14 protein-coding genes are annotated in these 14,393 nt (G+C 61.4%); 6 read left to right on the top strand and 8 right to left on the bottom strand.

The features are described from left to right. Positions 1-10: 10 nt before the first annotated feature. Entirely contained in the window at positions 11-481 is a 471-nt protein-coding gene (tsaE, locus tag AACV02_RS26520) for a tRNA (adenosine(37)-N6)-threonylcarbamoyltransferase complex ATPase subunit type 1 TsaE (RefSeq protein WP_106577621.1), read from the bottom strand. Then, the gene (locus AACV02_RS26525; protein WP_119737928.1) at positions 469-1,329 is read right to left on the bottom strand and encodes an NAD(P)H-hydrate dehydratase; all 861 of its coding nucleotides are present in this window, start codon (positions 1,327-1,329) and stop codon (positions 469-471) included. Before AACV02_RS26525 ends, tsaE begins: the two co-directional genes overlap by 13 nt. 63 nt (positions 1,330-1,392) lie before the next feature. On the opposite strand from AACV02_RS26525, the gene queG reads away from it, so the two are divergent. Further along, positions 1,393-2,457 (top strand): tRNA epoxyqueuosine(34) reductase QueG, encoded by a 1,065-nt coding sequence (gene queG / locus AACV02_RS26530; RefSeq protein ID WP_119737930.1) that lies wholly within the window; start codon positions 1,393-1,395, stop codon positions 2,455-2,457. Here queG and AACV02_RS26535 read toward each other — a convergent pair. Both AACV02_RS26535 and orn read right to left on the bottom strand, forming a co-directional pair. After that, positions 2,454-3,071: a trimeric intracellular cation channel family protein gene (locus AACV02_RS26535; RefSeq protein ID WP_177410090.1), complete on the bottom strand. Its 618-nt coding sequence runs from the start codon at positions 3,069-3,071 to the stop codon at positions 2,454-2,456. The genes queG and AACV02_RS26535 overlap by 4 nt on opposite strands. Before the next feature lie 191 nt (positions 3,072-3,262). After that, on the bottom strand, positions 3,263-3,805 hold the full coding sequence (gene orn / locus AACV02_RS26540; RefSeq protein WP_056860533.1) for an oligoribonuclease: 543 nt from the start codon (positions 3,803-3,805) through the stop codon (positions 3,263-3,265). Positions 3,806-3,913: 108 nt separating this feature from the next. Here orn and rsgA point away from each other — a divergent pair, with 108 nt between their 5' ends. Next, entirely contained in the window at positions 3,914-4,945 is a 1,032-nt protein-coding gene (gene rsgA, locus AACV02_RS26545) for a small ribosomal subunit biogenesis GTPase RsgA (protein ID WP_003171340.1), read from the top strand. Between the two features lie 36 nt (positions 4,946-4,981). Here the strand turns inward: rsgA and motB are convergent, their stop codons facing one another. Together motB and motA are read right to left on the bottom strand one after the other, a co-directional pair. Next, the gene (gene motB / locus AACV02_RS26550) at positions 4,982-5,998 is read right to left on the bottom strand and encodes a flagellar motor protein MotB (RefSeq protein ID WP_106577617.1); all 1,017 of its coding nucleotides are present in this window, start codon (positions 5,996-5,998) and stop codon (positions 4,982-4,984) included. Positions 5,999-6,001: 3 nt separating this feature from the next. Further along, positions 6,002-6,853, bottom strand: a complete 852-nt coding sequence (gene motA, locus AACV02_RS26555) for a flagellar motor stator protein MotA (RefSeq protein ID WP_003217532.1) — start codon at positions 6,851-6,853, stop codon at positions 6,002-6,004. Between the two features lie 166 nt (positions 6,854-7,019). Between motA and AACV02_RS26560 the strand changes: the two genes are divergently transcribed. Genes AACV02_RS26560 through asd form a run of 3 tightly spaced genes read left to right on the top strand, consistent with a single transcriptional unit; the run spans position 7,020 to position 10,305 of the window. Continuing rightward, entirely contained in the window at positions 7,020-8,555 is a 1,536-nt protein-coding gene (locus AACV02_RS26560) for an HDOD domain-containing protein (RefSeq protein ID WP_119737932.1), read from the top strand. Positions 8,556-8,612: 57 nt separating this feature from the next. Beyond that, positions 8,613-9,428 (top strand): thiosulfate sulfurtransferase, encoded by an 816-nt coding sequence (gene rhdA, locus AACV02_RS26565; protein WP_119737934.1) that lies wholly within the window; start codon positions 8,613-8,615, stop codon positions 9,426-9,428. Between the two features lie 16 nt (positions 9,429-9,444). After that, a complete protein-coding gene (asd, locus tag AACV02_RS26570) occupies positions 9,445-10,305 on the top strand; it encodes an archaetidylserine decarboxylase (RefSeq protein ID WP_106577614.1) in 861 nt (286 codons plus the stop codon). A gap of 124 nt (positions 10,306-10,429) precedes the next feature. On the opposite strand, the gene serB is transcribed toward asd, so the two are convergent. After that, positions 10,430-11,644: a phosphoserine phosphatase SerB gene (gene serB, locus AACV02_RS26575; RefSeq protein ID WP_106577613.1), complete on the bottom strand. Its 1,215-nt coding sequence runs from the start codon at positions 11,642-11,644 to the stop codon at positions 10,430-10,432. Positions 11,645-11,778: 134 nt separating this feature from the next. Between serB and AACV02_RS26580 the strand changes: the two genes are divergently transcribed. Further along, positions 11,779-13,311: an AhpA/YtjB family protein gene (locus AACV02_RS26580; protein ID WP_119737937.1), complete on the top strand. Its 1,533-nt coding sequence runs from the start codon at positions 11,779-11,781 to the stop codon at positions 13,309-13,311. A gap of 206 nt (positions 13,312-13,517) precedes the next feature. Here AACV02_RS26580 and AACV02_RS26585 read toward each other — a convergent pair whose 3' ends face one another. Next, positions 13,518-14,225, bottom strand: a complete 708-nt coding sequence (locus tag AACV02_RS26585) for a PqiC family protein (RefSeq protein ID WP_164487902.1) — start codon at positions 14,223-14,225, stop codon at positions 13,518-13,520. Positions 14,226-14,393 lie beyond the last annotated feature (168 nt).

The following is a 14,393-nucleotide window of genomic DNA, read 5'->3' on the forward strand; positions in this document are numbered from 1 at the left end:
CCCACCAATTTTATTTGAATTCCAGTGCCAGAGCGGCGCACCACGACTCACCGCGCGCGCTCTGGGGCAACAACTTCAGCTGACGTCCGTGGTCATGCGGCGTAATGGTAATGGTCAGGTCCGGCTTTGGCAAAAAGCCTGTGCCTTTATCTGGCCACTCGATCAGGCACAACGCGTCTTCGTCGAAGTAATCACGGATGCCCATGTATTCCAGTTCTTCCGGGTCGACCAGACGATACAGGTCAAAATGGAAGGCGCGAACTTTACCGATCTCGTAGGGTTCGACCAGGGTGAACGTCGGGCTTTTTACCGCGCCCGTGTGGCCCAACCCGCGAATAATGCCGCGTGACAGCGTGGTCTTGCCCGCCCCCAGGTCGCCTTCGAGAAAGATCAGCCCCGCGCCGTTTGTGACGTGGGCGATGCGATTTCCGAACGCAACCATGGCGTCTTCATCGCCCAGAAAAAGCGTTACTTCAGACACGGTGACTGCTCCTCCAGCAATTGACGAATGGCAGGTATCAGGTCACTGGCAGCCAGCCCGCGACCGAAAGTGCCTTGGCGATCCCCCGCCGTGGCGTGCAACCACACCGCCAGGCAGCTGGCTTCATAAGCCGGCATGCCCTGGGCCAGCAACGCGCCGACCAGACCACTCAACACATCCCCCAGACCCGCCGTGGCCATCGCCGGATGGCCCTGGTCACAGCGCGAAACACGCCCGTCCGGGCTGGCAATCAAACTGCCAGCACCCTTGAGAATAGCCACTGCATTGAATTTCTGGCTCAACGCGCGCGCCACCTTAAGGCGATCGGCCTGAACCTCGGCTGTCTTCATGCCCATCAAGCGCGCTGCTTCGCCAGGATGTGGCGTGATCACCGAGTTGGCCGGCAGGCTGACGCTGCCGGTAGCCAGTTGATTCAAGGCGTCCGCATCCCAGACTTGCGCCTGTTTGGCGTTGGCGGCGACGGATAACAAACTTTTGCCCCAGGACGCCTCACCGAGGCCTGGACCGATGACGATCACCGAGATTTTTTCCAGCAGCCCCATCAACTGATTGGCCGAACTCACGCCAACGGTCATGACTTCCGGCAGGCGCGCCAGGGCGGCGGGAATGTGTTCAGGGCGCGTGGCCAGCGAGACCATGCCCGCGCCACTGCGCAAGGCGCTTTCGGCGCTCAGCAGCGCGGCGCCGCCAAAGCCGTGGTCGCCGCCGATGACCAGCAGGTGACCGAACTGGCCTTTATGGGCGTCCGGGGAGCGTGCAGCCAGTTGCGGCAAATGGCCGTGCAATAGAGGCTGTACGTCGGTTATTGCGTGTTTTGTCTGCGGCATGCGTCTTCAAGCTCCGATGTCTGGCAGAATTATACCTATCTAACCTGCGGTTTCCCTTGTCTCATGCCTGCCATCACCACCGATCTGCCCGCCCTCGCCCAATCGATCAAAGACTGGGGCCGCGAGCTGGGCTTTCAACAAGTCGGCATCAGCGGCCTGGACCTGGCCGAGCATGAGCAGCACCTGCAACGCTGGCTCGACGCGGGCTACCACGGCGAGATGGACTACATGGGCGCCCATGGCAGCAAACGCTCGCATCCCGATGAACTGGTGCCGGGCACTCTGCGCGTGGTCTCGCTGCGCATGGATTATCTGCCAGGCGACACCCAAATGGCGCAGTTGCTGGCCAAGCCAGAAAAAGCCTACATCTCCCGTTACGCCCTTGGCCGCGATTACCACAAGCTCATCCGCAAGCGCGTGCAGCAACTGGCCGATCGCATTCAGGCCCAGATCGGCCCGTTTGGCTTTCGCGCGTTTGTCGACAGCGCGCCGGTGCTGGAAAAAGCCATCGCCGAGCAGGCCGGTCTCGGCTGGATCGGCAAAAACACCCTGGTGCTCAATCGCAAGGCCGGCAGTTATTTCTTCCTGAGCGAGCTGTTTGTCGATTTGCCACTGCCGGTAGATCCGCCTCACGCCACCGAGCACTGCGGCCGCTGCACCGCTTGCCTGGACATCTGCCCCACCAACGCGTTTGTCGGCCCCTATGTACTGGACGCGCGACGCTGCATTTCCTACCTCACCATCGAGCTCAAAAGCTCAATTCCTGAAGACCTGCGCCCGCTGATCGGCAATCGCGTGTTCGGTTGCGATGACTGTCAGATCGTTTGCCCGTGGAATCGTTTCGCCCGACCTACCGCCGAAGGCGATTTCAAGCCTCGGCACAACCTGGACAACGCCGAGCTGGCCGAACTGTTTATGTGGGACGAGGATAAATTCCTCAGCAGCACCGAAGGTTCGCCGCTACGCCGCGCCGGTTATGAACGCTGGCTGCGCAACCTGGCCGTTGGGCTGGGCAATGCGCCATCGAGCATTCCAGTGCTGGAAGCTTTAAAGGCGCGTCGGGATTACCCATCGGACTTGGTGCGCGAACACGTCGAGTGGGCGCTCAACCAGCACGCTACACGCTAGTGCACGTCGTCGTTGTAGACGAACTTGGGCATTTCCCAGTGAAAACGGATGGCCAGCAGGCGCAACAGAAAGCCGCTGAACAAGGTCAGCAGGATCGCTTGCTCGCTGGGCAACTGCAGATAAAGGCACAGCATGTAGAACCAGGCGGCAAGGAACGACACGCTGGCGTACAGCTCACGGCGGAAGATCAGCGGGATGTCGTTGCAGAAAATATCCCGCAGGATGCCGCCGAATACGCCAGTAATTACCCCGCTGACTGACGCCACCAACATGCCATGGCCCATTTCCAGGGCGGTCATGCAGCCGATCAAAGTGAACGCCACCAGGCCCACGGCGTCCAGCGCCAGGAACAGTGACCGCAGATGGCGCATCAACGGTGCGATAAAGATCGTCACCAACGCAGCGATGGAGGTCAACACCAGGTATTCCGGGTGTTTGACCCAGGTCAGCGGGTAATGCCCAAGCAATACATCGCGTACCGAACCACCGCCCAATGCCGTGACGCAGGCAATCAGCACCACCCCAAACCAGTCCATGCCCCGCCGCCCGGCGGACAGCGCGCCGGTCATGGCTTCGGCGGTGATGGCGATGAGGTAGAGCATCAACAGCATGATGGCGATCCTTGCAATGAGGCGCGCAGTCTAATCATTTGGTGATGGCACCAAAAGGGGGCGCCAGGCGAAAGACCGCGTCGCGCCCTTCGCGAGCAAGCCCGCTCCCACATTTAACCGAGTTCCACCTTTGGAATGCAGTCGAATGTGGGAGCGGGCTTGCTCGCGAAGGCGCCGGGCCAGGCGCCACAGATTCAGGCCTTGATGAAATGCTTGCGGTAATGCTGCAACTCAGCAATCGACTCGCGAATATCATCCAACGCCAAATGGGTGCTGCCCTTATGGAAGCTGTCTTTGACTTCCGGCGCCCAACGCGCAGCCAGCTCTTTCAAGGTAGACACATCCAGGTTGCGATAGTGGAAGTAGCTCTCCAGCCCCTTCATATGTGTATAAAGGAAGCGACGATCCTGGCAGATGCTGTTGCCGCAGATCGGCGACTTGCCCTTGGGCACCCATTTTTCAAGGAAGGCGATGGTTTCAGCTTCGGCGTCGCGCATGCTGATGCGGCTGTCACGCACGCGCTGGGTTAGGCCGGAGTTGCCGTGGGTGCGCGTATTCCACTCATCCATGGTGGCGAGGACGGCGTCGCTGTGGTGAATGGCGATCACCGGACCTTCGGCCAAGGTGTTGAGGTTGCTGTCGGTGACAATCGTCGCCATCTCGATGATGACGTCGGTGTCGGGGTTCAGACCGGTCATTTCCAGATCGATCCAAATCAGGTTCTGTGGGTTTTGCATGGCTTGATTCTCTTGGCACCTTGGCGTAGCTGCGCAGTTTAGCAGGCAGGGGCGTGCTAGACTCGCGACCGTTTTACCTAACTTTTGCATTATCGACACGGAACACCCATGGCCAAACGCCAGCTCAATCGTCGCCAAAACTGGCGCATCGAAAAGATCCAAGGTGAGCGCGCTGCTCGCGCCGCCAAACGTGAATCCTCCGCCGTAGAGGCGCTCGAGGGCGGCGACCTGGGCCCCGAACAGACGGGCCTGGTGATCGCGCACTTTGGTGTGCAGGTCGAAGTCGAGGCGCTGGAAGGCGAACTCGCAGGCTCTGTCTCCCGCTGCCACTTGCGCGCCAACCTGCCTGCGCTGGTGACCGGCGACAAGGTCGTGTGGCGCGCCGGCAACCAGGGCATCGGCGTGATCGTCGCCCAGTTGCCGCGCACCACCGAATTGCGCCGCCCTGACAGCCGCGGCCAGCTCAAGCCCGTGGCCGCCAACGTCGACATGATCGTGATCGTGTTCGCGCCGCTGCCCGAGCCGCATGCCAACCTGATCGACCGCTACCTGGTCGCAGCCGAGCATGCCGGCATTCGCCCGCTGTTGCTGCTGAACAAATTCGACCTGATCGACGAGCAAAACGCCCCGGCGCTCAACGCGCTACTGGCGGTCTACCGCACGCTGGGTTACCCGGTGCTGGAAGTTTCGGCGCATCACGGCAATGGCATGGAACAGCTGCAACAGCAGTTGGACGGGCGCATCAGTGTGTTCGTCGGCCAGTCGGGCGTGGGCAAGTCGTCGCTGGTCAACAGCCTGCTGCCGGAAGTCGACACCCGTGTCGGCCCGCTGTCGGAACTGTCCGGCCAGGGCACCCACACCACCACCACCGCGCGGTTGTTCCACTTCCCGGGCGGCGGTGAGCTGATCGACTCCCCGGGTATTCGTGAATTTGGCTTGGGCCACGTCAGCCGCAGCGATGTGGAAGCGGGCTTCATCGAGTTCAACGACCTGATCGGCACCTGCCGCTTCCGCGACTGCAAACACGACCGCGAGCCCGGTTGTGCACTGCTCAAGGCGCTGGAAGACGGTCGCGTTCAGCAGCAGCGCATGAACAGCTACCGGTCGATTATTGCGAGCTTGCCCGAGAGCAGTTACTGAACCGTTGTGGCGAGCCCGCTCGCCACAATCGCTCTGTTACGAGCCAGGCGCCGTAGGATCTTTCACCCCACCATCATCAAACAGGTTCAGCTTCTGCCGCAGCTCGTGGGCCGGCAGCGGCTCCTGCCCTGGCGGAATCGCGTTCGGGTCGGCCGGCACTTCGCCCGGTGCGCCTTCGCCTTGGGTCGGTGCTGCCGGCGCTGCGCCCTGATCGCCTTCGATCGCACGCTGGGCCTTTTTGGTCAGCACGACAATATCAATCCGACGGTTGATCGGGTTGAACGGATCTTTAGGATCAAATAGCTGCGACGACGCAAAACCCACCACACGTGCCACTTGCGGGTCCGGGTAGCTGCCCGCGACCAGCGCACGGCGGGCGGCGTTGGCGCGGTTGGCCGAGAGTTCCCAGTTGCCGAAGTCACCCTGGCCCGCATACGGCTTGGCGTCGGTGTGGCCGCTGATGCTGATCTTGTTCGGCACCGCCTTGATGGTGTCAGCCATGGCCAGCAGGATGTCTTCAAAATAGGGTTTCAGGCGCGCGCTGCCAGAGTCGAACATCGGCCGGTTGGCGGCGTCGGTGATCTGGATGCGCAAGCCTTCCGGCGTGATTTCGAAAGAAATCTGATCCTTGAATTTCAGCAGCTGCGGATTCTCTTCAACCTTGGTCTGCAGTTCCTGCAGCAACAATTCCAGGCGTTCCTGCTCGACCTGCTCGGCCATGGCCTCGACGGTGTCGCGCTCGATTGGAATGTTTTCCTGCGGCGATTCGGTCTTGACCTCCGGGTTGATGGTGCGCTCGGGCGCCAGCTGCGGCGAGCCGCCCAGGTCGATGACAAACGGTGTGCCGCTTTCCGAAAAGCCAATCGGGTCTTTGAAGTAACCGGCGATGGCGATCTTCTGTTCGGGCGTGGCGGTGGACATCAGCCACAGCACCAGGAAGAACGCCATCATCGCCGTCGCAAAGTCGGCGAAGGCGATTTTCCAGGCGCCGCCATGGTGCCCCGCAGCGAAGCGCTTGACGCGCTTGATGATTATCGGCTGGTTGTTTTCCATGACTTAGCGACCGCGAACCGCTTGTTCCAGCTCGGCAAAACTTGGGCGATGTTTCGGGTACAGCACCTTGCGCCCGAACTCCACCGCCAGCGATGGCGGCATGCCGGACGCCGAAGCCACCAGACAGGCCTTGATTGCTTCGTACAAATTCACTTCTTCCTTGGCATCGTGGGCCAGGGAAGTGGCCAGTGGGCCGAAGAAACCGTAGGCGGCAAGAATACCGAAGAAGGTACCCACCAGGGCCGCGCCCACGTGCATGCCGATGGCCTTCTGGTCGCCTTCGCCCAGGGACGCCATGGTCACCACGATGCCGAGTACCGCCGCGACGATACCGAAACCGGGCATGCCGTCGGCGATGCCGGTCACGGCGTGGGATGGGTGTTCCAGCTCTTCCTTAAGGCTGAACAACTCCATGTCGAACAAGCCTTCCAGCTCGTGCGGCGCCATGTTGCCGGAGGACATGATGCGCAGGTAGTCGCAGATGTAGGCGGTCATGCGCTCGTCTTTGAGCACCGCCGGGTACTTGGCGAAAATCGGGCTGGCGGCGGCGTCTTCGATGTCGCCTTCGATAGCCATCATGCCTTCGCGGCGACTCTTGTTGAGGATCTCGTAGATCAGCCCCAGCACTTCCAAATAAAAGGTGTGGGAGAAGCGCGAGCTGAACATGCCCAGCGACTTCTTGATCACGTGCATGGTCATGTAGCCGGGGTTGGCCTGCAGGAATGCGCCAAACGCGGCACCGCCGATGATCAACACTTCGAAGGGCTGGATCAGCGCGGCAATTTTACCGTGGGACAGGACGTACCCACCGAGCACACTTGCGATGACGACGATGATGCCGATAATTTTAGCCATAGGAGATTGGTACTTGCGCCGTCGGGTTCATGGACATATTGGGTGAAGCTGAAAACTCTTGTTCTACTTATCGGCAAAACTGCGCCAGACTATAGCCCGTTAAGGCGAAAAGCCAATTCGGCCCGTTCCGGGCGTGTAGAACGCAAGTGATGATCGCGCCCCAATCATGGCTAATGAAACGACAGCTCCAACGACAAAACCCACTACCCTCGCGACTTGGATAAAGCGCCTGGACGATGTGCTGCTGCCTGTTCCTCAGGCTAGTCACGAACGCGTGTGCAAGGCCATCCGCGATAGCCGTAGTTCTTTACGGGATATTGCTGAGCTGATGCAACACAGCCCGGCGCTGGTGCTCAGCGTGATGCGCGAGGCTAACGGCCAGGCCCATGGCAGCCTGTCGGGGCCGGCGGAAAACCTCGAAGTGGCGCTCAACCGCCTCGGCCTCAAACGCGCCGAGGAGTTGCTGGCGCGCCTGCCCTCGGTGCCGGAAAAAGACATTCCGGTGGCCCTGCGCCAACTGCTGCTGGTGAGCCAGCACGCCTCCCAGCAAGCCAACGGTTTGTTCGCCAGCCGCCTTGCGCGGTTGTGGCAAGACATTCATTGGGGCAGCCTGCTGTTTCTGTCGCCGCTGTGGCCGATGGCCGTCGCGTACCCCAAGCTTCTGGAAGAATGGGAACTGCGGGTGATCCACAAAGGCCAGTCGGCACACAAGGTCGAACAGGCACTGTTCGGTGTGCGCCTGCTGGACTTGTGCCGCGGTTTGACCGAAGCCTGGCACCTGCCGATCTGGGTCTCCCAAGGCTACAACCTGCTGCTGACTGAACAGCGCTTGCTGGTCAAGGCGCTGCGCATCGCCCGTGAAGACGACGCGCTGCGCCAACAGCAATTGCTCGACGCCGAACCCAACCTGCGCCGCTGGCTGAACCAGCCGGCCAACACTGTGCTGCTGGCCAACGGCCTGGCGATGTCGGCGCAGGAATCCTGGACTTGCCCGCACACCGAGCGCTGGCAGTACCTCACGGCGCTGTACCTGCAAGAGCCGCTGAGTGACGTGCAGCAACAAGTTCACCAGCAAGCGGTGACCAGCGCACGCACAACCTTGATGCCTGACCTCTGGCACCCGGCGTTGTCGCTGATCTGGCCGTGGCATGTGCAGAAAATCCATCGCGGCCTGTTGCCGGCGCCGCCGCCCACTGCCGAGGCACTCGCCGTGTGGCGCAAGCGTTGCACCGAGCTGCTGGTCGAACCGAGCCGTTTTGCCAATGCCATGCACCTGACTACCTGTGCCCGAGAAGCCTTGGTCGCCAGTGGCATGCAGCGCGTCTTGCTGTTCATGGCGGACCGCGCCTTGAGCACCTTGCGCGTGCACCAGGCTGACGGCTTGCCCAGGGACGCGGCAAACCTGAGCCTGGACGTGGTCAACAGCACGCTGCTGCAGCGCCTGCTGGAAAAGTCTGCCCAGGTACGCCTCACGCCAGACAACCACGCACAGTTCTCGGCCTTGCTGCCGCCGATCCTGCGCCGCCTGTTCAATGGCGAACACCTGTTGCTGCGTTCGTTGAGCTGCAACGGCAAGGTCGTGATGCTGATGGTCGCCGATCAGGGCGGTGGCCCCTTCTCGGAAACCACCGTGCAGGCCTTCGGCAAAACCGCTCAATGCATCGAGAAAGCGCTGCACAGCTTTACCAACCGCAGCGCTTGATGCTTGCGCTACAATCGCCCTCTTTTATCGCCAACAATTGTGCCCAGGAGACCTCACATGCCTGACTTCTCTGGCTTGCCGCTGGTGATCGAGTCCAGCGACCTGCTCGGTCAACTGGATGCCGAACACCTGATTCTGGTGGACCTCACCAGTGCTGCCCGCTACGCCGAAGGGCATATCCCCGGCGCGCATTTCGTTGACCCCAAGCGCACCCAACTGGGCCAGGCGCCCGCACCCGGTTTGCTGCCGCACAAGGCTGACCTCGAAAAATTGTTCGGCGAACTGGGCCACACCCCGGATGCCACCTACGTGGTCTACGACGACGAAGGCGGCGGCTGGGCCGGGCGCTTCATCTGGTTGCTCGACGTGATCGGCCACCAGAAATACCACTACCTGGACGGCGGCCTGCTGGCATGGCTGGACGGTCAGCACCCGCTTTCCACCGAGGTGCCCGCCCCTGTCGGCGGGCCGGTGAGCCTGACCTTGCACGACGGCCCTACCGCCACCCGCGAATACCTGCAAAGCCGACTTGGCGCGGCCGACCTGGGTATCTGGGACGCACGCGGCCCCCTGGAATACTCCGGCGAGAAAGTGCTCGCAGCCAAGGGCGGACACATCCCCGGCGCGGTGAACTTCGAATGGACCGCCGGCATGGACAAGGCGCGCAGCCTGCGTATCCGCCGCGACATGCCGCAGATCCTGGAAGACCTCGGGTTGACCAAAGACAAAGAAATCATCACCCACTGCCAGACTCACCACCGCTCTGGCTTCACCTACCTGGTGGCCAAGGCGCTCGGTTATCCGCGAGTCAAAGGTTATGCCGGTTCCTGGGGCGAATGGGGCAACCACCCCGACACCCCCGTTGAGATTTAAGGTTTAAGGACAGTTAATGAAAAAGCAGTTGTTTATCCTCAGCCAGTACTTGCTGCCGCACCACTTGCTCTCGCGACTGGCCGGCTGCATCGCCGAGTGCCGCGTGCGCTGGTTCAAGAACGCCTTCACCGCCTGGTTCGCCAAGCGCTATCAGGTGGACATGTCCCAAGCCCTGGTTGAAGACTTGACCGCCTACGAGCATTTCAACGCCTTCTTCACCCGCGCCTTGAAAGACGGCGCGCGCCCGCTGGATCAAACCCCAGGCGCGGTACTCAGCCCGGCCGACGGCGCCGTCAGCCAGCTTGGCCCAATCGAACACGGCCGCGTGTTCCAGGCCAAGGGCCACAGCTTCAGCGTGCTGGAATTGCTGGGCGGCGATGCCGCATTGGCTGCACCGTTTATGGGCGGTGATTTCGCCACTATTTACCTGTCGCCCAAGGACTACCACCGCGTGCATATGCCGCTGGCCGGTACGCTTCGCGAGATGGTCTACGTGCCAGGTCGAATTTTCTCGGTCAACCAGACCACCGCCGAAAACGTGCCTGAACTGTTTGCCCGTAACGAACGTGTTGTCTGCCTGTTCGACACCGAACGCGGCCCGATGGCGGTGGTGTTGGTGGGTGCGATGATCGTCGCGTCGATTGAAACCGTATGGGCCGGGCTGGTGACGCCGCCAAAACGCGAGCTGAAAACCTTCCGCTACGACGAGGCTGCACGCGCACCGATTCACTTGGAGAAAGGCGCAGAACTGGGCCGCTTCAAGCTGGGTTCGACTGCAATTGTGCTGTTCGGGCCGGACCAGGTTAAGTGGGCCGAAGAACTGGTGGCAGGCACGCCGGTACAGATGGGCCAGGGCATCGCCGCTCCTAAAGCCTGACACCAAACCCAATGTGGGAGGGGGCTTGCCCCCCGAAAGCTGTGTTTCAGTCACCTCATCGGGTGACTGACTCATCGCAATCGGGGGCAAGCCCCCTCCCACATTTTCAACTGCGTTTTGCCAGTTACAACTGACCGTCGCGGTCGCGCAAGCCCAGCAGGTACAACACGCCATCCAGCCCCAACGTCGAGATCGCCTGCTTGGCCGATTGCTTGACCAGCGGCTTGGCGCGGAACGCCACACCCAACCCGGCGATTGCCAGCATCGGCAAATCATTGGCGCCGTCACCGACCGCAATGGTCTGTTCCAGACGCAAACCTTCCTTATGCGCCAATTCCCTCAGCAAATCCGCTTTGCGCTGCGCGTCGACAATCGGCTCCACCGCCACGCCCGTCACCTTGCCATCCACCACTTCCAGCTCGTTGGCGAACACATAATCGATGCCCAGCTTGGCCTGCAGTTGCTTGGCGAAGTAGGTAAAGCCGCCCGATAGAATCGCGGTCTTGTAGCCCAGGCGCTTGAGCTCGGCGAACAGGGTTTCGGCGCCTTCGGTCAGGCGCAGCGAGGCGCCGATCGAGTCCAGCACGCTCACATCCAGGCCTTTGAGCAGCGCCAGGCGCTCCTTGAAGCTGGCACGGAAATCCAGCTCACCGGCCATGGCGCGCTCGGTAATTTCAGACACTTGCTCGCCCACACCGGCAGCCTTGGCCAGCTCGTCGATGACTTCGGCTTCAATCAGCGTGGAGTCCATGTCGAACACCGCCAGGCGGCGGTTGCGGCGGAACAGCGAGTCTTCCTGGAAGGCGATGTCGACATTCAGTTCCTGAGCCACGCTCAAGAACTCGGCGCGCAGGGCTTGCGGATCCGCCGGTTCGCCGCGCACGGAAAACTCGATGCAGCCCTTGCCTTTGTCGGCTGGCGTATCAAGCGGCATGCGACCCGACAAACGGTCGATATGATCAATATTCAAACCGTACTGGGCGGTAATCGAGCTGACACGTTGCAATTGCTCGGCGGTGACCTTGCGGGTCAGCAGCGTAACGATGTGGCGTTTTTTGCCCTGGCCTTCCACCCAATGCTGGTAATCGGCTTCGGACACCGGCGTGAAACGCACCTGCTGATCGAGCTTATACGCCGTAAACAGGATGTCCTTGAGCACCGAAGAAGCCTGTTCGGTACTCGGGATTTCCACGAGGATGCCGAACGAGAGGGTGTCGTGGATCACCGCCTGGCCGATGTCGAGAATGTTCACACCACCCTGGGCCAGCACACCGGTAATGGCTGCGGTGAGACCCGGTCGGTCAACACCTGTGATGTTTATCAGGACAATTTCGCGCAAAGCGCACCCCCAGGCTGGAAAAAAACCGCATTCTACCCACTTTCAGTGACCATCGGGCACAGCCAGCGCTTTGCCGGTCCCAGGCCTGTCGCTATACTGCGCGTCAACTTCACGGACTAAAGAGCCGAGCTCAAGTGAACCGGCCTACGCCAGTAAAAACCGATAACTTCTTCCTGCTGATCTTCCGGGCACTGCGCCACCGCCGTGTACCGATCGCATTACGCATCGCCAGCCATAACGTGATCCTGGTCGCTCTGGCCCTGGTGATCTATGCCTGCGTGATGGGCTTGCAGTTCAAGCAGGCCATGCACGAGCAAGCCGACGCCCTGGGCGAGAGCCTGACCACTCAGACCGCCACGTCGGCGACTGAGTTGCTGGTGTCCAACGACATTCTCAGCCTCAACGTGCTGCTCAACAACCTGACCAAGAACCCGTTGGTGGCCCACGCCGCGATTTACAGCGTGGACAACCGGATCATGGCCGAAGCCGGGCAACGCCCGAAAAACGGCTTGCTGGGTGAAGCCGAAGGTTTGTATTCGAGCAACATCACGTTTCAGGATGTGAAGGCCGGCCAACTGCGCATCAGCCTGGACATGCAGCAATTCCAGCAGCCGATGACCATCAGCCTGCAAAGCATGGGCATCCTCAGCGCGATCCTGTTGGCATTGGCCCTGGCCTTGAGCTTGCGCCTGGGGCGGCATATCTCCACGCCGCTGATGCAGTTGCGCATCTGGCTGCGCGATATTGACGAACACACCCCGGCCACTGATCGCCAGGATGAGATCGGCGACCTCGCCCGCCAGCTTCACGCCAGCTTCGCGCCCGAGCCGGTAGTGCCCGAGGTCGAGCCCGAACCCGAGTACGACGACACCGATTACGACGACGAACCCGAGTTTGAAGTGCGCGACCTGCGTGATCCAGGCTTTGACGAAAGTGCGCCGGTGGCAGGCCTCAAGCCCGCGCCCCGCCAGGTCATCAAGGCGGAGGAAGATGAACTGGATGACGAAGACCCGTTCTCCGACCTGCGCGATACCTCGGCCGCCACCGCGGCCGTCGCGCCTAAGCCTGCGCCGGTGAAGAACACCGAGCCCCAGCACAGCGCCGTATTGGCCGTGCAACTGGGCGCCCAGGACCAACTGCGCCGCCTGCCCCGCGCCCGCCTGACGGAATTGCTGGAACGCTACCGCGACTGCCTGGACCAGGCCGCCTCGCTGTATCAGAGCGAACTGCACACCCTGAACGACGGCAGCACGCTGATGCTGTTCCACAGCGAAGACAGCGGCGAAGATTACCTGACCAACGCCATTTGCTGCGGCGAGTTGTTGCGCGCCCTCGGCCATGCCCTGCAGATCGAAGTGGCCGACAGCGGCATCACCTTGCAACTGCAGCTTGGTTTGACCGTGGGCGATGATCTGTTTGGCATGAGCCAGATCGACCTGCTGCTGACTGAAATCGCCCAGGATGCGCTGGCCTTGTCGCAACACAGCCGCAACCTGCTGCTGGTGGAGCGCAAGATCAGCGAAGACGCGTTGATTCGCCAACGCGCGCGTATCCGCCCGATTGCCAGCCCTGAAGGCGCCAGCTGTGTGGAACGCTTGATGGAGCCGTATCCGTCGATGCTGGAGCGGCAGTTGGCGCGGATGCATGAGACCCGTACCAAGTCCTGAAGACACCGCCCAGCCCACTGAGCAGTGGGCTTGTGGGGGAGCGGGCTTGCTCGCGAAGGCGGCGTGTCAGTGGCCAGGCTTATCGACTGATCCAACGCACTCGCGGGCAAGCCCGCTCCCACATTAATCTGCAGCGCAACTCAAATCCCGGACAAACAAAAAGGCCCGCTTACTCAGCGGGCCTTTTTGTTTGTCTGCGATTCAGATCAGAACCTGAACACTTCCATGTCCGTACGAATCGGCGTAGCCATCGGCATCTTCGGCTTTTCCGGCGCTGCGGGCTTGGCCTGAGCCGGGGCTTGCTTGCGCGGCGCCTCGGCAACCGGCGGCTGGTTGGCCAATGGCTTGAGCGCCACCGACAACTGCTGCGCCAGATGCTGCAACAACACGCCCTGGGCCTGGACCTGGGACGCGGTGGTGCCGCTGTGTTCTTCCTGCAAATGCACGATGCGGTTATCGCGCACCTGGCCACGGCGGTCGATCAGACGCCACTGCGCGTCGAGGATGGCCGGCTGCGAGGCGCCCGAGTCAAGCCGCGTAATGGTCAGCAACACCTGCACATCCGGAGTAAAGCCGGTTGGCGCAGGCGCGAGCACCACACGCTGACTGTCCAGATGACCGGCCACTTGGCGCAACATCAACTGGTTGATGTCGGACGACAAACTGCCCGCCCAACGGCCGTCAGTGGAACCTTGCAGGCTGCCGTCGTTCTGACGTTGCAGCAGGGTTTCGCGTTGCAGGTAATCGGCAACGACTACCGGGCCAAGCAATACGGCCATGCCAGCGGTTTGCGCTGGCTGAGCTGGACTTCCGCTGTCCAGCTGGTACAGCGACACCGGCTGGTGCGTGCTGCAACCCGCCAGCCCCAAAAGGCCAGCGAGCATCAAAAATAAAGGAAGGCGTGGAGCAGTCATCATCCCATCCAGGTGGCTGCCACAAGGCGAACCACAATGTAATACTAAAAATAACCTAAACACGCTCGGCCACGCCGGCGCTGGAAAGGCCATATCATCCGTGAATATGCGCCATGACTCCAGCGCGAAAGCGTCGATCTACGCGTTAAATCGTAGATCGAGGGCTCT

This window comes from Pseudomonas sp. Larv2_ips (assembly GCF_963879675.1).
In the GTDB taxonomy this organism is placed as follows: Bacteria; Pseudomonadota; Gammaproteobacteria; order Pseudomonadales; family Pseudomonadaceae; genus Aquipseudomonas.